Origin of the sequence: Actinoallomurus sp. NBC_01490 (assembly GCF_036227085.1) — a bacterium.
GTDB lineage: Bacteria > Actinomycetota > Actinomycetes > Streptosporangiales > Streptosporangiaceae > Actinoallomurus > Actinoallomurus oryzae.
Genome location: NZ_CP109433.1, coordinates 11493164 through 11517157, shown reverse-complemented (window position 1 = coordinate 11517157; position 23994 = coordinate 11493164). Strand labels below are relative to the sequence as shown.

The window sequence follows — 23994 nt, the reverse complement described above, 5'->3', positions numbered from 1 at the left end:
GAGCGGCTACAGGGCAGGGACGCCGAGTTCGCGGCCGTGGCGGCACCCCTGATGATCAGGTGGGAACCGGGTCTGGAACAGCCGGGCCTGGCGCTGCACCGACTCCACGCGATCGTCACCGCGATGCTCAGAAATCCGGACGTCGCGGAGAGGCTGCTGACCTCGGGCGCGCGGGTGCTGATCCTGCCGAGGAACACGCAGCTCACGTCCGTCGGGATGTTCAGCCAGTATGCCGGCCGGCCGGTGAGGGAGGGCTATCCGCGGCTTTGGGACCACGTGCGGTCGGTCACCCAGCGGGGAGTCGCCGTCGTCCCCGAAGAGAACCTCACCGGTGCCCCGATCGTCGTCGGAGTCGGCTCCGCGGCAGGGCCTGAATACAACCCGGCCGGTTATTCCTCGGCGGTGCATGAGGTCGCTCATCTGATTCTTGATCACGGTCTTGGCCAAGAAAATCAGAACTATGTCCAGGCTGTGTTCAACAATAAGTGGGAGTGGGCCAGGCAAGGTAACGCCGTATGGTGGCCGGACGGGAACTATCACCCGGAATCTCCGGGCATGAATTATTCAAGTATGAATGCGGCGGAGTTCTTTACTCAGCTCACCAACGCCTATTTCGGGGTGAACGCCGGACACGATCTGTATACGGGAAGCATGCGGAACAACGGTGCCGACTCGGTCCGTGGCGGGGAGCCGTACCTGGTTCAGCTGCTGGAATGGATCTACGGACCGGACCCTGAGATCAGCGTGCCGGCCAATCCCCTCGGCGAGGTTTCAGCGGACGGCCACGGCGCCCTGTTCGCACCGCCGGCGAACGCCCCGGCGCCGCAGACCCCGCAGATCCACAGCGGCCCGCCCGGGTCGACGCACGAGAATCCGACCTTCCGGTTCCCGACGGTGCCGGACTGGCCGGCGTCCTTCAAGGACGAGGCGGACCGGCTCGCGGATCTCACGCCGGAGGAGCGGCGGAACGCGCTGAACACCCTGTCGCAGCCGCAACGGGAGACGCTGGCCTCCAGCCGCGAGTTCGTGACCCGGATGAGCGAGCGGCTGAGGGGCAGGGACGCCGAGTTCGCGGAGGTGGCGGCCCGGCTGATGCTCCAGGTGCCGCCCGAGGTGGAGCAGCCGGGGACGAGCCGGGAACTGGCCGTGAAGGTCATGACCCGGATGCTGAAGTTCGCGCCGGACGCGGCCCGGCGGATGCTCGACCGCGGCGCGCGGATGCTCATCCTCCCGAGGGGCGTGAGCCTGACCAGCGTGGGGCCCTGGACGGTGGAGGCCGGTCACCTGATCCATGGCGTGCTGGCCGAGACGCACCGGGGCCTGAAGGACGGCACGATCGCCGTCACGCCCGAGGAGGACCTCACCGGTGAGCGGTCTCTCGTAGGCGACCACCCGCAGGACGGCTTCAGCGTCGTGGTGCACGAGTTCGCGCACCTCTTCCACACGTACGGCCTGAACGAGCGCGATCTCGACCGGGTCGAGGCCATCTTCAACGAGCGGAAACAGGGGACGGGCAAGTGGCCCGACGGAGATCTGATGGACCCGGCACGGCCGGACCGCCAGAACTACTCGTCCCGCAACGTCTTCGAGTACTTCGCGCAGGCGGTCGCCGTCTTCTTCGAGGTGAACCCCGGCGTCGACGTGATCACCAAGCTCGAGCGGCTCCACACCGCCGAGGAGCTGCGCGCGCACGACCCGAAGATCGTGCAGTTCATGGAGGGGTACTTCGGAGGGGCGGACGAGGGCCTTCTCGACGGCAGTCCGTTCCGGCACACCCAGAGGGAGAACGACGCCTACGAGGCGCTGCGCTCATACGAGCGCCTGCTCGCCGACGGCGGGCGGGTCCGGTTCGCCTCGCTCTACGCCGGCAAGCAGTGGGACCTGGCGATCCGCCGCTACGAGCGCGCCTTCGCCACCGCACTCGCCGGCGATCCCCGTCTCATCGGACCCGTCCGCCGTGCCCTTCGCGAGCTGGACCGCCGGCTCACGGTCGCCACGCCGGGCAAGTCGGCCGTCAAGAGCTACCTGGACCCGGCCGGAAAGCTCACCGACGCCGAGTTCGAACAGCGGCTCGACGACGACGCCGGCTGGCGGCTCGGCGAGCTCATGTCCGCGTTCCGCTCGGCCGTCTCGGCCAACCGCGAACGGCTCGGCTGGAACCTGACCAAGCGCCCGTTCCCCCTCCGCGAGGGGCGCTGGATCGACGAGATGATCGACCGTGGCTACCGGCCCGGCCGCCGGATGTCCGACCAGCTGGAGTTCGTCTTCCGGGTCTACCGCTACCTGGGGTTCGGACCGCAGGACCGCGCCCTGTTCCTGCGCGCGGTGCTCGCCACGGGCAGCCCGCTGTACGAGACCTTCGTCACGTGGCGGTACGCGGGTTTCGGCGACGACCCCGCGCACCCGGTGCCCGAGGAGATCCTGGACGGCGAGGCGGCCGACCTGTACGACTTCGGCCACACGACCTTCGACCCGCGTGGCCTGACCAGCGACCCGGACCTGCTCGCCGACCTGGTGCCGCCACATCTGGCGATGAAGAGCGGTCGGTCGCCGTCGCCGGACCCGTCCCCGGTCTCCGACGGGCCGCCGGCCGTCGAGGCGGCCGGGCCGGCTCCGCCCTCGCCGCTCTCGCTCTCGGCGCCGCACGGCATGCCCCGGGCCTCGTACGAGGCGCCGCCGGACGCCCTTGTGGAGGCCGACGCGGTCCTCTACCAGGCGATCCAGGACCGGCTGGGGAAGGGGACGTCGGTTCCCGGTACCGGCGGTGTCTCGTCGGTGGAGATTCCGGCTTCGGTGGTGCGGGCGCACGCGCGGGCCTGGTGGTCGGCGATGGGGAACGCGCCGGAGACGACGCCCGAGGTGCTCGAGCGGGTGGTGCGGGAGACCGCCGAACGGGTGGCGCGGGGCGAGTCGCCGGTGCCGTACATGCTCCAGGACGCGACCGGCGGGCTCGCCGACCCGGCCCGTGGCGGTCTGGCGTTCGGTGTCGAGATCGAGTTCGACCTTCCCGTCGGCCCGATGGAGGCGCAGCGGGCCAGGTACGAGGCGATCATCGCCGAGGGCCGTGCGAGCTCGTGGCGGGAAGCCGTGACCGTGGCGCTCGTCGAGGACCTGAGAGCGGCCGGGCTGACCAGCCAGACCGAGATCGGCGGGTACCACCAGGCGGTCGATCTGGGTTACACCGAAGCCCGGGACGGGTGGCGTCTGGAGAAGGACCCCACCGTGGACGCCGAGCTGATCTCTCCCATCCTGCGTGACACCCCGCAGACGTGGGAGGACCTGCGGACGGCCGTGGGAATCATCCGTTCGCACGGCGGTCGCGTCACGAAGCGGACGGCCGGGCACGTGCACGTGAGCACCCGTCAGTTCGGCACCGACGTCAGGGCGTACGAGGCGTTGCGGGCGCTGTTCACCGGCTACCAGGACGAGTTGTTCCGGCTGGGGATGAACCCGCGCGCCGATGCCCACATGGGTCTGAAGTGGGCCCGGCCGCTTCCCGCGGAGCACGCCGGGTACGTCGCGGTCTGGGCCACCGCCAGCGGGGTGCGCGATGACGCGCTGAGCTTCGAGCGTGTTCAGGGCAAGGGCACGGATCACCCGGAGCTCCGGCACATGGACGGGAGCCTGGACGAAGGGGAGATCCAGCAGAACGTGAAGGTCGCCCTGGGCCTCGTGCACGCGGCGCTGCGGCTGGCCGAAGACCCGAACTGGCGGCCGCCCGCCCACGAGGAGGTCGGCGCGCACGCGGGCGTGGTGCAGCGGGTGCGCCACGCGGCGAGCGGGCCCGGGGAGGTGACGGTCTTCGAGCCGGACGCGCCCGAGGTGACCGGACGCCTGCGCGGCATGCTGGACACGATCTTCTGGCGGCCCGAGGATCGCGAACAGGCCATGGCGCGGTGGGCGGTGACCTCGTGGTTCGGCGGCCGCGGCGCCCGGCAGGCCGACGACGCCGGTCTCGTCGACCCGGCCTCGGTTCTCGGCCTGGAGGAGCTGGCGCCCCTGGGCAGTGTCTTCGTGACGCGGTCGCCGGGTCTGGCCGTGTTCCGCTCCGCCGACGGCGCGGCCGACCGTGGGGAGGCGGCGCTGGCGGACCGGCTGCGCGCCATGGTCCCCGGCGGCGATGCCTTCGTCGCGATGGTCGCGTTCAACCGCCGGCCCTTCGTACCGCACGCCTTCGGTTTCGGGGGGAGCCGGCGGCTCGTGGCCGCGCAGTTCATCGCGATGCTGCGTCGCCTCGGCTGGGAGCCGGGAACGCCCTTGGTGATCGCCCATCCGTTCGAGGACACTCCCGCCGCGCTGGTCGTGTGGAGTGCGGAGCTGGCCGCCGCGCTGGAGGATCCCGTCTACGTCCCGGCCAGTGCCGAAGAGTCCGGCGAGGACGTCGAGATGCCGTCGGGCCACCTGGCGGGCCTGTCCGGTGTCGAGATCTTCGGCCCGGCCGGTGGCGCCGTGCACGACGACGGCGAGATGGTCGTCCTGCCGGGAACCGCGTGGTTCCGGCTGCCGCCGGGGAACGCCGGCGCCGGTGCGGCACACGACGTCGGCTGGCCCGCCGAGACCGGCTTCGTGCGCTACACCGGCACCGCCGCGGAGGACTCGCCGGCCATTGAGGTCCTGGGCCCGCCGGACGACACCCCGCCGCACTCCGCGCTGACCGCGCCCCGGGGCACCGTGGGCGGACCGACTCAGGTGGCCGGTCCCGTGGCGGGGCTGCACGAGCACGTTCAGTCGATGCTCGTGCCGACCGGGTCCGGGGTGCCCGGTGTCCTCGTCCACGACCCGTTCGGCCGTACGCAGGCGCCACCGGCACCGGCCTTCCTGGCCGGTTACGACTTCTCGCGGCTGCGCGCCGAGCTGCGCGCCGCGTTCTTCCGCGTGCTGGACCTGGCCAGGCCGGGCGTCCCGGACCGGGAGGCCCTGCGGCCCGATCGGCTCGCGACGGGTCCGGTGAGCACGGGTTCGCTCGTCGGGCGGGCGAGCGGGCGGGGGCTGAAGAGCCAGAAGGTCCCGCACATCCTGTACTCGATCTGGTCCGGCGGGCCGCTGCACGACGACGGCGGCGACCGGGCGGCGTTCATGGCCAACGTCGCGAACAACGCCTCGCGCGCGAACGGTTTCGAGATCGTGCTCCTCACCGACGTGCCGCGTGAGGAGTTCGCCGCGGCCGACCGCGCCTCCGGCGAACTGGCGGGGACGGCCGACCACGTACGGCAGATGCTGCGGTGGGCGCGTGCGAACAACGTCCGCCTGATCAACCTCGACGAGGTGTTCAACGCCGAGACGCTGGGGCGGCTCGACGCGGCGATGCGCACCGAGTGGGCGCGCGGGAACCCGGCGGGCTACGGGGCCTCGAGCGACCTGAAGCGCGTGAGGATCCTGAGTCTCTTCGGCGGTGTCTACTCCGACGGCGGCGACAACCGGCTCGTCGGAGACCTGGTCGCCGCGGCGAAGGCCGCCGCCGCGAGCAGAGACGGGCTCGCCATCGTTTCGGTACGGGGCAAGAGCGGCAGCATGGTCCTGGCGGCGGCCGCCGGCTCCCGCGGCATCCGGGCGTACGAAGAGGTGCACCAGGAGCGGTACGCCCGCGCGTTCTCGGACCTGGCCATCACCGGTTACGAGGAGGACCCGAGGGACTTCGACCAGGAGTTCCACGACGCGCTGAACCAGGAGAACCTCCTCGGCGACGAGCCCGCCGCGACGACGATAGGCCGGGAGAACGTCCTGCGGGCCGGCCCGAACCAGGACGCCTTCGACGACCTCGCCAGACGGCTCGGCCACGGCTCCCAGCCCGGCGTCCGGCGACGGCTCACCTACATCCCCCACGGCGTCTTCGACATCGGCTTCGCGTGGAGCTGGACGGCCGCGCCGCCCGCCGTCCGGCCCGGTCTCGGTGAACTCGGCGTCGAGAAGGTGGCGGACGCCGTCGTCGGTGCGGTGACCTCGTTGTACCGGGAGATGGTGGCCAGGCCGGGCGGGGTCTACCTTCCCGCCGCCGCCCGGACGATCGAGCGGTTGCCCCAGGGGCAGCAGGCGGACGCCTGGAACGAGACGCTGGGCACCTTCCACCAGACGCTCGGCCCGTACCGCGGCCAGGTGCGGTGGATTTCCCTCCACAACGTCACCCTCCCGGCCCCGGCGCGCGCCCGGCTGGACGAGCTGTTCCCCGACACCCCCAAGATCACAACGGACGACCTGCGAAGAGGCGCGGGGAAGGCGCCGGTGGGCGAAGGCCCGCGGGAGACTCCGGGCGGCGGCGCGGGCCCGGTCCAGGCGGCACCGCGCGCGCCCCGGGATCTACGGCCGGCCTCCGGCGTTCCGGCGTCGGAGGTCTACGCGTTCGATCCGGCGAAGGTGATGAGCTGGACTCACCGGGTACTGCGGGCCGCGCAGGGATCGGTCGGCATGTACCGGTGGACCAAGTCGGGCCCCAACCCCCGCCAGGATTTCCGGATCAGCGCGACACCACTGTTCGGCAGGCCACAGGAGTTCGCTCTGTGGCTGCGCGGTGAGGGACCGGCGCCGTGGTGGCGCAGCTGGATGAACTGCTGGGAAGCGATCCTGTTCACCGCGTTCTGGTCCGGAGCGGTCGACCGGCATTGGCTGGTGGAGATACACCGAACGGCGAGTCATGCGGCGAAATTCCGGTTCACGGCGGAGGTCGATGCCCGGGCGGAGACCAAAGCCGCGGCGCTGAGGTCCCTCGACGCCTATGGGGACGTGCTCATGGACTTGATCTCCGGTGGAGAGGTCACCGAGCATCCCCGCGATCCTTGGACCGGACTGACGACGCCGGACATCCCCGCCGGGCATCTCGTCACCTTCGATGGCGCCAAGCACGTGGCGCTGGCGCTCGGCACGCGCGATGCCCAGGGGCGTCAGGAGGTGCTGAGCCACTGGGGTTTCCCCCGGGTTTCGGCCTGGGTCCGCGGGCAGCAGTTGGGACCCGGGTTCCTTCAGAAGACGACGGTGGAGGAGCTGGCGACCAAGTTCGGTCCCGGTCTGACCATCAGGTCCGCGCCGCCGGCGTGGCCGGTGGGCGCTTATCACCCCGGTCCCGGAGGAGTGCCGGCCAAGGTCCTGGTGCCGGGCAGGAAGGTCGGCACGCCGGCGAGCGCGGACTGGCTGGACCAGCTGCCGGCGGCGCCGGTGGTCAAAATCGAGACACAGCGTTTCGATCCGTCGATCGGTTTCCTTCGGGCGGCCGAGTTCCCGAACGCGTCGGGCTGGGAAACGCTGGTCCGGATGAACGTCCAGCGGATCCAGGCGCAGAACGGGACCTGGGTTCGCAACCACGTGCTCGTGACGCCGGTCAAGCCGATGCCCGGCGTCGTCGCCGACGACATCGTGGCGTTGCAGGAGGCGCTGAACCGGGTGCTCGACCAGCACGTGAACCAGGGGTATGAGCTCCCGGAGTCGAAGGATCAGCTCTTCATGGCGGTGAAGCTGGTCATCGATCCCCAGCACGCCGAGGCCGTCCGCGTGTGGCCGGGCCGGGCGGCCGACTCTCCGGATCCGAGAGTGCAGGGGCCGGACGCACGGAACATCGGCCTGCGGGACTTCCTCGCCGTCCAGCTGCACGAGCGGCTGCACTCGGCCGGCCTGCCGGACGAGAACGTGGACCCGCTGGCGCTGTTCCGGCGGGCGCTCGCCGGGCGGACGCTTTCGGCGATCAAGACTGACGGAATCATGGCGGGCGGCCCCTTCGATCCGTCCGATCCGATGCCGCAGCGGTATCTGCGGATCATCGAGTCGGTGGTCGACGCGACCGCGAACCTGCTCGACCACCCGAAGAGCGCGGCCGTGCCGCGAAGCGCCGCGACCGGTGCCGTCGAACAGCGCGGTGCGGAGGCCGTGGCGGCCACGCCGGTGTACCAGGTGCTGGGGCGGCGAGACGAGATCCCGTCGCACCCCGCCCCGCTCGCGCCGCGCGGGGACGAGGCGACCGAGGCCTCGGAGTCCGCGTTCCCCGCTCGCGCGCAGCAGCCGGTGCCGGAGATCACCATTGAGTTCGCGGACGACGAGGTCGGCAGGGGCGGCGATGAGATCGGCACGCCGCCCACTCAGACCATCGGATCTCCTCCGAGCCCGCCCCGGTCCGTCCCTCTCGATGAACTGGCGGAGCGGTATCCGGCCGCGACCTTGCCGACGCCGCCGCGCCCCCCGCTCCGCTTCGCCGACGTCGTGGCGGCGGACGACGTGTGGAAGTACGTCATCGAGGCACGGCATCACGCCGAGGCGCTCGCCGAACACCCGTCGGATCCCGGCTCCTACTACGACAATGACCAGTCGCCCGGCTACCGTGCGGCGCTGCTTCACGCGTTCAACGAGGTCTTCGGCCGCGAGGACCCGCTTCACCTCGACTGGAACACCTACAGCCACCTTCACACCCAGGTCACCAGGGGCGTGGAGGGGGATTTCCAGCGCAATGGCGTCGGCAGCAGCATGGGGCGCTTCCCCCTGAGCGCCGTCGGGCCCGCGCCGGACATCCTCGGTGAGGTCATCGGCGGCCGACGTCTCATCGCCCCGTACGACGAGGTTCGCACGAGGATCGACGCGGGTCAGGACGCCGGCGCGCTGACCGTCTACCAGCGCCACATCATCGGTAAGACGTACGTCTACACCCTGTACGACTCCGCGGAGACCCCGGCGTTGGTCAACGAGATCTTCGCCAGATTCCGTACGGAGATCTCCGCGGCGACCACGGATCTCGACCGGCTGTTCGCGATCGGCCGGACGATCCGCGCCTTGCATGTCCTGCACCCGCACGCCGACGGGAACGGCCGGCTCAACCTCCAGGTGTTGCTGCCGTACCTGCTCCTGCGGCATGGCTTCCACCCGGTCATCAGCGACAACCTGCACGCGCTCTTCAACGGTGGCTACTCCCTCCACCAGATCGCGGCCGTCCTGCTGCGCGGACAGCCCCAGCCCCTGGAGACCGGGCTTCGGCCGGCGGGCGAGGCTCATCCCGCGGAGGAGCCGCTGCGGCTGCGGGGCGGTGGCCTGCGCGGTGGGTCGCGCGACACCGGGATCGATCCGATCAAGGCGAACTGGCCGATCGGCCACGAGCTGACCGTCGCGGAACCCCGCTTCGGAGGCATCTCCCTCCGGCCCGCCGACGAAGTGCCGACGTACACCGGCAAGGCCGTCGAGCGCTGGCACACCTACACGCGTACGCTCCCGGGACGCTCCGCGCCGCTGCGCTACGACATCAGCGACACCGGGCTGATCAGGCTCCTGGACGGCCGGTTCCTGTCCAATGACGGCTGGGTGCGGTTCGGCCACGACTTCGTGCACATCCCGACCGGCGCGTTCCTGCGCGGTGACAGCGGCTGGATCGGCCAGGTGGCCAACGCCCGGCAACTGCGCGCGCGGTTGGAGTCGCTGGAGTCGGGGGCCGTGCCGTACACGATCGTGGCCGGGGAGTCGGGCATCTACCTGACGCCCACCGGGGTGGAGGGCGCACCGGCGGTCCACATCCCGCTGACGGACCCGGCCGCCGCTACGGCCGCGCGCATCGTGTGGAGCTGGTCGCACAGCGGCTCGAAGGCCCTGGGAAACGGCGCGAACGGTGCCGACGCGGCCCGGGTGCCGCCGGGCCTGGCACGGCGCACCGGCAAGGGCTTCGGCGGCGTTCCGATGACCATCCACGATCTGCCCGAGGGGGAGTCCGAGGGCCCGGCGCGGCGCCCGGGCCGGGGCACCGGCGGCGAGCCGATGACCATCCACGATCTCCCGGAGGGGGAGTCGCGGAGCGTACGTCCGGGCATGGGCACGGGCGGCGACCCCATGACCATCCACGATCCGCCGACCCCCGTGCGTCCGGCGAAGGCCACCCATCCGTTCGACGGGCGCGGGGAGGCGCTCGGCGCGGGTGACGGGCAGGGCCGGGGCATCCCCGGGCTGAGCAACGAGGACCGCGCCACCGCCAGGGAGAAGCGCGCCGCGCTGGGCGGCCCGACGTTCACGCGGGTCAAGGCGCAGACGCCGCCCAAGATCACTTTCCTGCGTGACGTCACCGAGGCGACGCCGGGGACGGGCGGAGGTACCCGCCCGTCCGGCGGGACGCTCCAGAACCGCTCCGGTGGCGGCAGCACGACACTGCTCGAACAGCCCGTACGGCACACCGACGGCTCCGACACCACCAACGCCGAGACCCGTACGGACCCGCCCACCGACACGCTCCCCGAGCCCCGGCTCGCCGAACCGGCCACCGAGCCCGGCGACCGGACGCCCGCCGTCGAGCGGACGCTCACCCCGCCGGAGGGTAGGGCACCGGTCACCGAGCCGATCACACGGCCGGAGGGCGAGGCGGCCGTCGCCGGGCCGCGTGGCGTGGAGGAGGACGGTGCCGCGCCGCCCGGGACCGGGCCGCGTACTCCCGTGCCCCGCGTGCGGTCGCGGCCGGTGGACGCGCTGCGTCAGGCGCGTACCGAGCTGGACGCGTTGCCGGAGGAGCGCCGCACTCAGGCGATGCGGGACGCGAACGTCCTCCTGCGCCACATCGTCGGGCGGGCGCCCGTGGAGGAGCCGGGCGGGCTGATGGGCACGCCGCTGGGCCGGGCGCGGGTGCTGGTGGCGGCCGAGATCGCGCGCTCGGGCCGGGCGGCCGGGTACCGGGCGGCGGAGTGGCTGGCGCGGGACCCGGCCGTACGGGATCCGGCCGGCGGGCGGTCGCTGCCGGTGCTGCGGCTCCGCTGGGAGGACGTGGTCGGCCTGTCCCGGGCGCGGCTGGACCGGCTGCCGGAGGACCGCCGTACCGAGGCGCTGGCGCAGGCGGACGGGCTGCTGGGGGACCTGGTCGGGCGGGTGCCTTCGCAGGAGCCGGGCGGGATGCTGGGTTCGCCGCTGGGGCGGGCGCGGGTGCTGGTGGCGGCCGAGCTGGCGGTGGCCGGGCGCGCGGCGGGTGAGTCGCTTGCGGGGCGGCTGGCGAGGGATCCCGCGGTGCGGGGCCCGGCTCCGGCTCCGCCGGTGCTGCGGCTCGGGCCGGGGGCGGCCGTCGACCGGGCTCAGGCGCGGCTGGACGGGCTGCCGGAGCACCGCCGTGCCCAGGTGCTGGCCGAGGCCGACGCGATCGTCGGCGACCTGACCGGGCTGCCCCGGCCGCCGCGGGAGGAGGAGTACGTCACGCCGGAGGCCCGGCTCAGGACGCTGGTGGCGGCCGAGATCGCCGAATCCGGCCGGGCCGCCGGTGAGGCGCTCGCGCACCGGATGGCCCCGCGCATGGACGCCCTGACGGTTCCGTTCCAGCCGGACGTGCGCGTCTTCGCGGACCACAACCGGATCGAGGTCGCGCGTTCCACGCTGACCACGATCCGGAACGACTCCGAGCAGCGGTACGCGCAGCTCCTGGGCGAGGCCCGGCTGATCGTCAAGGAGCTGGCCGGGGCGTTCCCGTCGCAGACCGCCCTGCGCGGGCAGGCCCGGCTGCTGACCGCGACCATGTCGCTGGTCGCCGCGGAGATCCCCTGGGCCGGGTACGCGGCGGCCCGCCGGCTCGCCGCCGACGTCCTCGGCATTCCCCGCGTGCTCCGGCCGCGTGCCGCGACCCGGCTCGTACGCAGCCTCGCGAACGCCGCCCGGCACGACCCCGACCGGGCCCGGCAGACGCTGAACCTGTTGTCCGAGGGCCGGCTCGGGGGGCTGTTCGAGGAGACCGACCACATCGTCCGGACGGCGATCGCGAATCCGGCGAGCGGGCCGGCCCGCGCGCGGGCGCCGCGCGAGTGGCGGCTGCTCATCGCCGCCGAGATCGCACGGTCCGGCTCGGTGGCCGGCGAAAGGCTCGCCCGTGCCCTGGTCGCGGACACACCTGTGCCGCCCCCGCCTCGCCGGGCGGCGCCGAAGCGGGTGCGGTTCGCCGACGAGGAACCGCCCACCGAGACCGCCGAGCCCCCGACCGAGACCGAGAGCCAGACTGAGCCCGAGGTCCCGCCTCTGCCGGAGGCCGAGACCGAGCACCCGCCCGCCTACGACCTCGGCGAGCCCGTCCCGGAGGAGTTCGAGCCCGACGACCTCGGCCCGGTGACCGAGGGCGAGACGCCGGCCGAGGACGAGGCGCTCCCGGCGTACGACGCCATCGGGGACTCGTTCGCCGAGAAGACACCCGCGGCCACCACGAAGCCCGGCGGCCCGCCGGTGATGCCGGTCGGCGAAGTGATCGAAAAGACCACGGCGGAGGCGTACGAGGGCGGCGTCGTGGCGATCCGGCTGCCGGGGGTGCCGGAGTTCGACGCCAAGACGCTCGCCCGGCTCGCGAAGCTCCGCGTCGAGGGCACCGTGTTCGTCTTCGGCGCCATGCACGACGGCCGGATCGTGCACGACGACCGGGAGCTTCCGGTCGTCGCGGTGGCCTTGGCGATCATGCAGAAGGCGCCGGGCCTGTCGCCGTTCCTGTTGATGAAGGACGGCACGACGATGGCCCGGGAGCTGTCGGAGGCCACGAACGAGCCGGTCATCGCGGCCAAGTACGAGGCGACGCTGGACGAGAAGACCGGCGACCTGGTGCCGCGCCGCCCGGACGGGGACGCCGGCGACCGGCTGGAGCAGGACGAGTGGTTCCAGATCTTCGCCCTCGGGGAGGAGACCAAGCCGTTCTCGCCGGGGCTGTTCGCCGGGGGCCGGGAGGAAGGCAGGCCCGCCCCGGAGCCCGAGCCGACGATCACGGTGCCGGACCCGGTGCCCGTGAAGCTCGAGCCCGAGGGCCCGCCCGCACCGGCGAACCCGCCGAGCCCGCCGAAGCCCTCGGAGACCGGCACCCTGCCGGCGATGGAACCGGCCGACCTGGACCCGATGATCCGCTCGATCGGCGTTCCGCGCACGGGTCTGCCGCAGATGGCCGAGCTGATGGCGATGGTCCGGCAGGAGCTGGACCGGGCCGGCGCCCACTACACCGAGAGCCAGTTCAACCTGCTCCCGCACCGGCTGTTGTCGAACTACCCGTACCTGATCGGCACCGACTCCGAGACGGGAACGCGGGGCCTTCAGGTGCCGATCGGCGACGCCGAGCTGCTGTTCAGCCTCGACCCCCAGGACCCGCACACGCTGACCAACCCGGCGGGCTCCACGATGACGGTGTCGGACCTGCCGCTGGTCGAGGGCGACCACAAGGCCACCGGCACGATCAACTCGGTGTTCGCGACCGGCGCGCACACCCAGACCCAGTCGGGGCAGACCGGGGCGACCCGCGGCACGCTCGCGCTGACCTTCGGCATCGGCGCGACGCCCTTCATCCTCCAGATGGTGAAGGTCGGCGCCACGCTGTCCGGGACCGCCAACCAGTCGAACCGGTCGAGCACCGTCATCACCGACGCCGAGGGCGGCCACGTCGAGGACAACCGGTCCGAGTCGAAGCTGATCGCCTACACCCCGCGCTGGTCGTTCAAGGTGCGGACCGACCCGGACAAGAGCTGGACCCGGATCTCGCCGCACCGGCTCGCCTACGACGAGGCGACCGACGAACGGCTGCTGCTGTGGATCCCCGACCACTACCTGGACAAGACGTCCGACCAGGTCACCGCGACCGGCGCACGCGTACGGGACAAGGAGCTCCCGGCGTACTACTTCGCCTCCGGGATGACGAACCTGCCCCGGCTGTTCGACGAGATCGTCGCGTCGCTGCGCACGCGCGGGATGAAGCTGCCGCTCGGCAGCCTGACGCGCCGCGAGCTGCTCCAGAAGCTGTGGAACCTGAACATGCATCTGGACGCGGCCGTCAACAACAGGTCGGGTTACCACTTCGACCTGCACAACCGGTTCGGGCGGCCGGTGGCGAAAATCACCATCCGGTCCGAGCGGCTGGCCGACGTACGGCGTGTGGGCACGACCAGCGACAAGTCGCACATCGAGAACGTCCGGACCGCCATCGACGGCATCAGCGGCGGCCACACCATCACCAACACCAGCAGTCTGACCCTGCCGTACGTGGAGTTCGACCTCGCCCCGATCCCCGGCAACCCGGACGTCGGGCTCGGCTTCTCGGGCGGCCTGACCTACACCTCCACGAACACCAACACGATCTCCGGGGCGCGGACCGGCCTGAACGTCCTCGTGCCGCGTGACGTCTCGCAGACCTCGGCGTACCGGGTCTGGTTCTCCCACCGCGCCACCGTGAGCGTCCGCGGCGGCGCGAAGACACGGTCGGCGGCGACGACCCGGCCGGTACGGGGACACGCGCTGGTCCGGATGCCGGAGCGGACGGCCTTCGAGTACGGCTTCCCCGTCGACCGCACGGCGCTGAAGCAGCCGCCGAAGAAGGGCGAGAACACCGTCCCGTTCACCGACGACGCGGTCCGCAGCTCCGACCGGCCGGAGACCGACCCCGCGAAGCGGCGGCTGCCGCAGTGGGTCAAGGAGGGCAAGGGCGTCGGCACCGGCTTGGTGATGGTCGCCCCGGAGACCGTCCAGCGGCTCCGGGACGCGATCGCGCCCATCCTGCGCCGCGAGGGCTTCCTGCCGAAGGACGACGACGACCCCTTCGCCGACTACACCTGGTACGCCCACGGCAACAAGACCGACAGCCAGGTCGACAACCTCGGGCTGTTCGACAAGATGGTCTCCAGCCGTGGCCTGGACTCCCACTATGACGAGACCCAGCAGGACGGCATGACGTTCACGCTCCGCAAGCGGCGGGGCGGCGCGGGCGTCGACTGGGACGTCGACACCGTCGAGATCACGATCAAGGGGCGGCCGGACGCCGGGCACCCGCCGGAGTTTCTGCGTACGACGAAGAACTTCCACACGGTCAACCTGGCGATGGGCATGGACAGCTCCGGCATGGCCTTCAGCCACTCGCGGAAGATCTCCGTCGGGTTCAAGGCGAAGGGGCTCTTCCAGGCGCTCAAGGCCGCCGTCATGGGCATCGAGTACCAGCGGAGCGTCGGCGCCACGGACGCGCTGAACTACCTCACCAACCTGCCCGACCTGCGCGAGACCGGCGAGCGCGTCCGGGTCGCCCGCGTCACCAACGACTACACGGTCCAGCTGAGATTCCAGCACTCCGGCCGGCAGGGGCGGGTCCTCAAGGGCCGGCGCGACCCGGCGCCGATCGAGGTCAAGGGCGGCACCGCCGAGCTGTACGTGCTGCCGCTCGGCACCGACATCGGCGACACGCTGACGGGCCCCACGCCCGCGAGCGTGCTGGACCAGGGCGTCGTCTTCTTCCTGGACACCACGGGCGCCCGCGAGGCGGTGCAGGCGCTCGGCCGGCTGACCGATCCGGCCGGGATGGCCGCCGCCGATCGGAACACCTTCGCGGGCAACATCGAGATGCGCGCGCATATGAAGGAGATCCTGAAGGGCGAGTACACCACGGACCGCCCGTTCGAGTCGGGTTTCCTCCGCGACCGGCTCGGCGCGATGGACGTCCGGGGCACGCTCGGCGACGTCACGTTCGCCGGCATCTCCGACGACCCGGCCGTCCTGGGCCTGATCAAGCTGGGGCTGGCCGAGTCCAAGATCACCGACACCGGCTCCCACGGCGTGACCTGGGACCAGCTCGACCTCGCCGGGGGCGGTGAGGTGGGGCACGCCTCGTTGACCGGGGAGAACGATCTGAACCGGCACTGGCAGCGCAACCTGTCTCGTTCCGGCGGGCGCGTCGGCGGTGACGAGCGGCTCCAGCTCAGCTTCGAGCGTGAGCTGGCCTTCATCACCACGGTGAACTTCGAGGTCAGCAGCCGCCTGGAGAAGCACGCCAAGCTGCTGCCCACCGGCCGGCAGCATCACACGGAGCGCATGGCCCCGCGGCTGATGGCGTTCGCGCTGCCCGAGACCGAGGCGCTCGCGCTCTACGCCGAGGGCCGCCTGCCGCTGTCCGACCGCTACCTGCGGGACATGTTCCGCCGCGTCCAGGCCGGCAGCCTCAAGCTGAGCGGGAACCTCGCCGCGAAGGTGCTGACGCGCTGGCAGGCGAACCTCCCCGACCAGGTGCGGACCACGAAGTTCGCCCGGACGCTGGCCCGCCGGCACGGCCTGGGCGCGGCCCGCATCCGAGACGCCGGGGTGCTCGCCGACTGGGGCCGGGTCTTCGGCCACGGCCTCGGCGCCGCCCACGACCCGTCCACCTGGTCCTCGCCGCCCGCCCACGTCACCGCGTACACCCGGGGCCGGCAGGCGCTCTCGGAGCAGGATCTCGCCGCGGTGCTGCGGCGGTGGCTGGACGGCGACCTGCGGATGCGCGGCGACGTGGTGGCGCGCGTGCTGCTGCGCTCGTACCGGGACCTGCCGGCGCCGTCGCGGGACCTCCACATCTGGCGCGCGCGGGCGGTCCGGACCCTGGCCCGCCTCCACGGCGACGGCGCGGCCCCGATCCTGAACGGCCGGCTGCGGCACGAGTTCAACACCGCCTTCGGCGTTTCGCTCGCCCGCGCCACCGCCCCGGCGACCCCGCCCGCGCCGCCCGCCCCGCCCGCGGACGTCAGGGCGTACGCCGAGGGCGGGCCGCGGCTCACGAACCGGCGGCTGACCCAGGTGCTGAACGGCTGGCAGGACGGCAGCCTCCCGCTGAGCGACGACCTGCTGGCGCGCGTCCTCATCCGGCGCCACGAGGAGACTCCCGAGGTGCGGGTCCGCCCGGCGACGTTCGCCCGGACCCTCGCGCGGCTGCACCGTACGGGCGAGGCCCAGGTCCTGGACCAGCAGGCCCGGACGGACTTCGACCACGCGTTCGGGCAGAGCCTCGGCGCGCCGTTCGACCCGTTCGAGACGCCGGTGATGCCGCCGGACCTCCTCGCGTACACCGAGGGCCGGGGCACGCTGACGAACGAGCGGCTGGCCGAGCTGCTCGGGCAGTGGCGCGACGGCGACCTGCGGCTGAGCGGCGACGTGGTCGCGCTGGCGCTGACGCGCTGGTTCGAGGAGGTCCCCGAGACGCCCGCCGGGCTGCCGGTACGGCGCGTGCCGCTCGTCGTCGCCCTGGCCGCACGGCACACGGAGGGCGCCGCGCCGATCACCTCCCTGTCGGTCCGCGAGCGGTTCAACACGGCGTTCAAGCAGAAGCTCTCGCACCCGAGGCTCCCCTTCGACCGGATGATGCTGCCGGAGTACCTCACCCGGGAGGACCCGGGCGGGCGGCACCTCGGCCACGCCGGCATCGACGACCTCACCTACGACAACGACCGGACCACCTACGACAACGTCCGGCGGCTGGTCGAGCAGGTCGCGCCGGGCATGCTGGCGGCGGGCGCGGAGGTCTGGGACCGCAAGGGCCGCGTGATCGGCCGGATGCAGGGTGGCGTGGACGCGCTGGAGGGCATCTTCGCCCGCGGGCGCGACCAGGCGATCTGGGGTGAGCTGCTCGGCGAGGACGGCTACTCGTTCTACCTGGTCAACCCGGTCGGCTGGCTCCTGACCGACGTGGTGGAGATCAACCTGCGGGACGAGCTGACCTCGGCGCCCGAGGTGCTCGACTACCGGCGCAACCGCGGTCTGGAGGTCTACTCCCACGGCTACATCGGCACCGCGGAGTCCCGGTCCCGCGACGGCTCGCAGGCGTGGATGTTCGCCAAGCTGTCCCCGGGCGGCGGCAAGGGCGGCGGCTCCACCGACCTGAAGGCGTCCGAGGGACACCACCGCGCGCTGACCCACGCGGAGAACGCCGTCAGCGAGCAGACCGTCTACGACTGGGCCAACCACTACGCCGTACGGCTCCGGCACCGGCTGACGGTGGACGTCCGGCACGTGAAGATGTCCGGGCGCCCGCTGAACAACCTGCTGCTGCGCGGGTTCAAGAAGTGGACGGGCTTCCGGCGCACCGCGCACGACACCTTCGACGGCACGCTGGACCTGCAGATCCCGCACGCCCTGGCCGAGGCGGGCACGATCTTCGGTCCGAGCCCGGTACGCGACCTGCTCCCGCTGCCCAAGCTGCCGGGCAACGCCTTCGTCTCCGGCGTGATCGTGAGCGGCCTGCGGCGCATCGGCGACGGGATGCTGACCGAGCTGTTCGGCCCGAGCTGGTACGAGAAGGTGCTCGGCGCCAAGGCCGCCGACACCGACGTGCTCAAGAGCCTGTCGCTGCCCGTGCTGCTGTCGCGGTCACACCTGGCGAACCACCTGCGGGAGGCGACGGGCGGCGACCGCTATGAGTTCCCCGAGAACCTCTTCGTCGCCGGCGAGTCCGGCGAGCGCGCCAAGATGTGGCTCGAAGGCGACCTGTTCGACGCGCAGGTCATCGGCCGGATGGTCGACGGCACAGGCACCGGCCGCTACATCAAGCACCAGAGCGGCACCACCGCGAGCAGCAGCTCGGACCACGTCCGGACCATCGGCGAGTCCTCCGTCTCCGCCAACGACAAGATCAACCCGCTGCCCGCGGCATCCGAGGGCGCCCCGCCGCAGCGCCCGGACCACAACTGGAGCCTGGCGGGCTCGGGCAGCCGTAACACCTCGGCGAACCAGAACAGCGCCGGCACCGAGAACTACCGGCGAGAGCAGCACGCCAAGGAGCAGGGCGCGACGCTGCTGATCCGGATGCGCGGCCGGTTCCGGCTGGGCGCGCAGAAGACGTCGCGCACCTTCTTCCACGACCCCAAGCCGGTCGGCGCGCAGGTCCACAGCGACCCGTTCACCGGCGACGTGTACGTGCTGATGTTCGAGGCGCAGTACCGGACCTTCCTCGCCGACAAGGCCGCGAACGAGGAGGCCGCACGGCGGAGCCTGGAGCGGCGGGCCGACCCGCGGGCGTGGGCCGGACTGAACGGCGCGCCGGACGTCGCCCTGACGCCGCTGCTGCGCCGCGCGGCGGAACTCCACTACACGGCCCCTCGCGCCCACCACCACCTGGTGCGTCACCTGCGCGAGGAGGGCCGGGCGGGCGGCCCGCTCGTGCTCACGCACGGGCAGAGCGCACGGATCGCGACCTACCGGGCGATCCGCCAGTGGTCCACGGACACCCTGGACGCGGCCGTCCGGGCCGGCGCGGACGCCGGCGGCTCCGCGCGGCGCGCGATCGACGCCCGGCGCCAGGCGCTGCGAGGGACGGCCGGCGACCCGGACCGCGCGCTGGCGCTGCTCGAAGGCCGGGAGCGCGGCCTGGCCCTGCCGGCCGGAACCCGGGTCGCGGACCTCACTCGTGTCCTGGACGAGGAGACCACCAGGATCATCAACGAGGTCAACGGCGTCCACGCGCTCCGCCCGGACAACACGGCCGGCGCCCCGGCGGCGCTCCCGCCGGAGGTGGCGCTGCTCGGCGTGGACCCGGTGCACCTCGCCCGCGACATCGCGGCCGAGCTCGTCTCGCACGTACGGGTGGACGTCGAGGAGGCGGACGGGACCGCACGCTCGTACTGGGTGGACCCGAGCGGCCGGATCCACGTCTTCGACCCCGCGTCCGGCACACGCGCCATGCTGTCCGCCGACGAGGCGACGCGTGCCGGACTCTGGGACGACGGCACGCGCGCCACCGCCGCCGCCCACGGGTTCGACGCGGCCCGGCTCGCGGAGTTCTACCAGACCTCCTGGTCGCACCAGCGGACCTTCGAGCAGGCCGTGCTCGCCGAGGCCGCCGCCCGGCTGGAGCGCATGGCGGTGGAGAACGCCGCGCTGCCCGGGCTGTTCCACCGGGCCGCCGAGGCGACGGCGGCCTGGGAGCCGATCGTGCGCCGCCTCTCGGACGAGGACGCCCGCCTCGCCCGCGCGATCGCCACGGCGCAGGCGGAGGTCGACGACATCGAGGCCCGGCTCCGCCCGCTGCGGCAGCGGGAACAGCAGATCCTGGACGAACAGCGACAACGCCAGGCCCGGCCTGCCCAGCAGAGCCCGCCGAGCCCGCGGGACCGGCAGGCCGAGCAGGCCGCCCAGGCGGAGCTGACGCGGCTGCGCGGGCAGATCGCCCCGCTGGAGGACGGCCTGCGGGAGCCCCGGGCGCGGGTCCGTGACCTGACCGAACAGCAGGAGCCGATCGCCCGGGAGTTCGAGTACACCCGCCGGCGGTTCGCGGCGGTCGAGGGACTGCTCGCCGACCTGCGCGCCACCGGCACGATCCGCCCGCTGACCGAACGCGCGGCGCGGGCCGCCCAGGACACCACGGCGGCCGACGAGCTGCTGCGCGACACGGAGCTGGAGCTGGACGAGCGCCGCACCCGTCTCGCGTACCGGGCCCGCGACGTCACGGACCTGTCGGCCGCGATCGATGCCCTGCACGACACGCTCCTCGGCGCCGGTCGGGGGGCCGTCGCGATCGTCGTGACCGCCGACGGCGCGGGCACCGGCGGGCGGTTCGTCGTGGTGAACGACCGGGACGGGATCCGCTGGTTCGAGCAGGACTCCGGGCTGCCGGTGGAGCCGCCGCGGCGGGCCACGCACCTGTACTCCCTGGACCTCGACGGCGCCGGCCGGCTGGTCGACCCGCCCGGCGCGCTGCGCGACTCGACGCCCGCGTCACGGTCGTTCGCCCAGGTCCGCAACATGGCGCTCGTCACGGTCGCGCCGCATCTGGTCCCCCCGTCCGTACGGGAGCGGGAGGCCGGGCCGGCCACGATCGAGCGGGCGGTGGCCGCGTTCGAGGGCGGCGTCGCCCGGCGGGACGAGCGGCTCGACCGGCTGGCGGGCGCGCCGGAGCGGCGCCTGGTGAGCCTGCTGACGGCGGCGCGCGACGGCGTTCCGTACGACGCGCAGCTCTACCGCAACGAGGAGGGGCAGCACGTCGTCGGCCCGGACGGAATGGTCACGCCGGGCTGGACCCGGGTGGGGCCGGTGGCCGACTTCCGGCCGCTGTTCTGGCTCATGCGGGGGGAGCCGGGCCGGGTTCCGAGCGTCCAGGACATCGCGCGGGCCGGCGCCCTGGGCGCGGCGGCGCGGTACCTGTCCACCGAGGGCCCGACACGGGCCGAGCGCGTACGGGAGATGTTCGGCCGGCGGCCGGACATGGCGGCGGAGTCGGTCGACCTGCTGCCGGGCGACCTGCCGGAGAACTCCTGGATCTGGTTCTCCGGGCCGAGTGGCACCGGGACGGCGCTGGTCACCGCCGGCGGCCATCGCGTCCTCCTCACCGGGCGGAGCACGACCGGCCTGGTGTCGCTCCCGACGATGACGCGGGCGCTGGGCACCGAGCCCCACCAGATCGTCGTCGCCCGGCCCGTACGGCGGCCGGCCGGAGAGAGAGCCGTCGCCGCGCCGGAGACGGACCCCGGCGAACGGCCGGCCCGGTCCGGGGACCGGCGCGGCTACGCCACGAAGACCCCGTACACGCCGCAGCAGGACCTGCGGACGTATGAGCAGCCGCCACCGGGTTTCACCCCGGTGTTCACCCAGAGCGTCTTCCGCCACGGCTCGCGCGCCGCGAACAAGAGCAAGTACGGGGACCAGCTCGTGCGACTGTGGGACCTGGCCGCCGGCGAAGGCGCCCTCACCCGGGACGGTGAGGCGTTCGGCCCGCAGGTACGGTCGCTCCGCGAGGCGATGGCGGCGATCGGGTACGGCAACCTCAGCGGCCGGGGCCGGCAGGAGCTGCAGGGTGCCGCCGCGCGGATGCGCGAGCGCCTGCCCGGACTGTTCACGAAGATCGCGGAGGGCTCCGGGCGGATCGAGGTCGTCAACTCGGGCAAGGGCCGGGCGGGCGAGAGCGGCGACGTCTTCGCCACCGCTCTCGCCGCCTCCGACCCGGCCCTGCGACCGTTCATCGGCCCCGCCACGAGCGACCCGGACCTGCTCTACTTCCACCGGGCCGGGGGAAGCGCCGACTACCAGGCCTACCTATCGAGCGACGAGCGCCTCGCGACCCGGCTCCGGGAGATCAGGGAGCAGCCGGCCAGCCAGGACGCGGCCCGCGACACACTGCTGACGATCTTCACCCCGGCCTTCGTGGAGCGGATCTTCGCCGGAGAGTTCTCCTCCCTCGGCATCGGCACCGGGCTCGACGCGGCCCAGGCGGTGTACGAGCTCTACAGCATCGTTCCGGCGATGAGCGTCGAGGGCACCTGGAACCTGGAGCCGTACGTCTCCACGCACGCCGCGTCCTGGTTCTCCTACCTGGAGGACGCGAACACCTTCTACAAGAAGGGGCCGGGCTTCGCCGACAGCGACATCACCTACAAGATGGCGAATGTCCTGCTCGACGACTTCTTCGCGAAGATCGAGGCCAAGCGGGCGGGGACCAGTGACCTGGGCGCCGCGTTGCGCTTCGCCCACGCCGAGGTGGTCATCCCGTTCGCCGTGCTGCTGGGCCTGCCGGGCGGCGAGAGGCCGGCGACCCCGGAGCGGCCCTACACCTACGCCGACAACCCCTGGCGGGGCGAGTCCGTGTCGCCGATGGCCGCGAACATCCAGTGGGACGTGTTCCAGAAGGGCGACACGTACCTCGTCCGGATGCTCCACAACGAGAAGGAGACCGCCTTCCCGCCGGGCGTCAGGCCGGTGTCGGCGAACAGCAGGTTCTACGACCTGGAGGAGCTGCGGCGCCACTACGGACGCACGACGGTCCGCGCGCGGGACGCCGAGCCCCGCACGGTCCGGCGCCCCGGCGAGGTGGAAGGCGACGATGACCTGCGGATCCTGCCCGCACCGGCCGATGAGCCACCGCGGGCCGGGACGGACGACGACTTCACGGCGGAGACGCCGGCGGCGTTGAGCCGGAGCGAGCTGGACGACCTGTGGAGCGGGGCGCGCCGGGTGCTGCGGGGCGCCGGTGTGCCGGACGACGGGGACCGGGCCGCGGCGCTGCGGGCACGGCTGCCCGAGCGGTACGCGGCGCTGGCCCGGTCGCAACGGGCGAACGGGATGCGCGCCGCGGGCGAGGTGATCGCGCAGATCCACCTCACCGGAAAGAGCTGGGGCCTGGGCGGCAAGGGACCCGGCGCGACGGCCGAGCCGGCCTACCTCGCGGGGCCGGACGAGGCGGTGTACGCCGGCCGGATCGCCGCACTGCTGGCCGAGGGCCCGGTGAACCACGCCGAGGTGCTCCGGCAGCTTCGGTTCCGCGCGTCGCTCGGCGACGGGCGTACGGCGGAGACGTTCCAGACCGCGTTCGGGGAGCGCACCGGCACGTCGCTGGACGAGGCGGTGAACGCCGCGGTCGCCGCCGGACGGGCCGCCCCGGCCCTCGCCGCGGACGTCCACCGGTACCTCGGCGGACCGCGGGAGGTGACCACCGGAGCCCCGCCGCCCGGTCCGATCGCGGGCTCGGTGAAAGAGGCGTCGGCCTCCGCGGAGGTCCTCGCCTTCACCCGTGACCTGCGCGACGCGATCGCGGCGGAGAACGACGCGGAGGAGGTCTTCGCGCGGCTGCGCCTGCTGGAGGGGGACCCACGCCGGATGTGGGCCGTCGAGGGCGCGTACGAGGAGCAGTACGGCGCGTCGCTCGTCGATCACGTGAACGCGCTCTGGGCCCGCCAGTACGGCACCGACCCGTCGCACCGCTGGAGCGAGGTGCTGCCGACCTCCGCCGACGGCCTGTTCGGCGAGGTACGCCCGGAACCGGTTTCCTACGCGGAGGTCAGCCGGTGGTACGACCTCCTGACCGAGTTGCGCTTCCACCACCCCGAGCACGGCGTCCTCCGCCTGCCCATCGAGTACCACTACAACGGCTGTGGCCTGCGGGCGCACCTGACGGTGTTGCGGCTTCTCCAGTGGGGCGCGCCGGTGGGCAAGATCGTCGCAGAGCGGGCGGAGCCGGAGCTGGGCCTGCTCTCGGGCAACATGCCGGGCTCGGTGGAACCCACGCTGGTCGAGTGGTTCCATCACACCGCTCCGGTCGTGTGGGCCCGTGACGCCGACGGACGGCCGGGCTGGCTCGTCATCGACACCGCGCTCGGGCGCGGGCCGCTGACGCCCGGCGAGTGGCTCACCGCCATCGGGGTCGATCCGGCCGACTCCCGGAACCTCTTTCTGACCGGCACGGTCGAACAGGTGCGCGCGGCGGCGCTGAACGAGTTCGGCAAGGCGCCGTCGACGTGGCACTTCGAGAATGGGAGCCAGCACCCGATCGGCCGGACCGTGGCGGCCATCACGGGAGCGGAACACGCCCTTCTGCTGGATCGCGTCGAGCCGTTGCGGACCCTC

1 protein-coding gene (running past one end of the window) is annotated in these 23994 nt (G+C 72.8%); it reads left to right on the top strand.

Translation table 11 applies throughout. The annotated features are described in order from the left end of the window. Nucleotides 1-651 precede the first annotated feature (651 nt). Nucleotides 652-23994: the beginning of a toxin glutamine deamidase domain-containing protein gene (locus OG417_RS53000; RefSeq protein ID WP_329247159.1), read on the top strand. The gene runs 24432 nt beyond the window's last position; the window shows 23343 of its 47775 coding nt (coding positions 1-23343); its start codon is at nt 652-654; its stop codon lies off the right edge, out of view.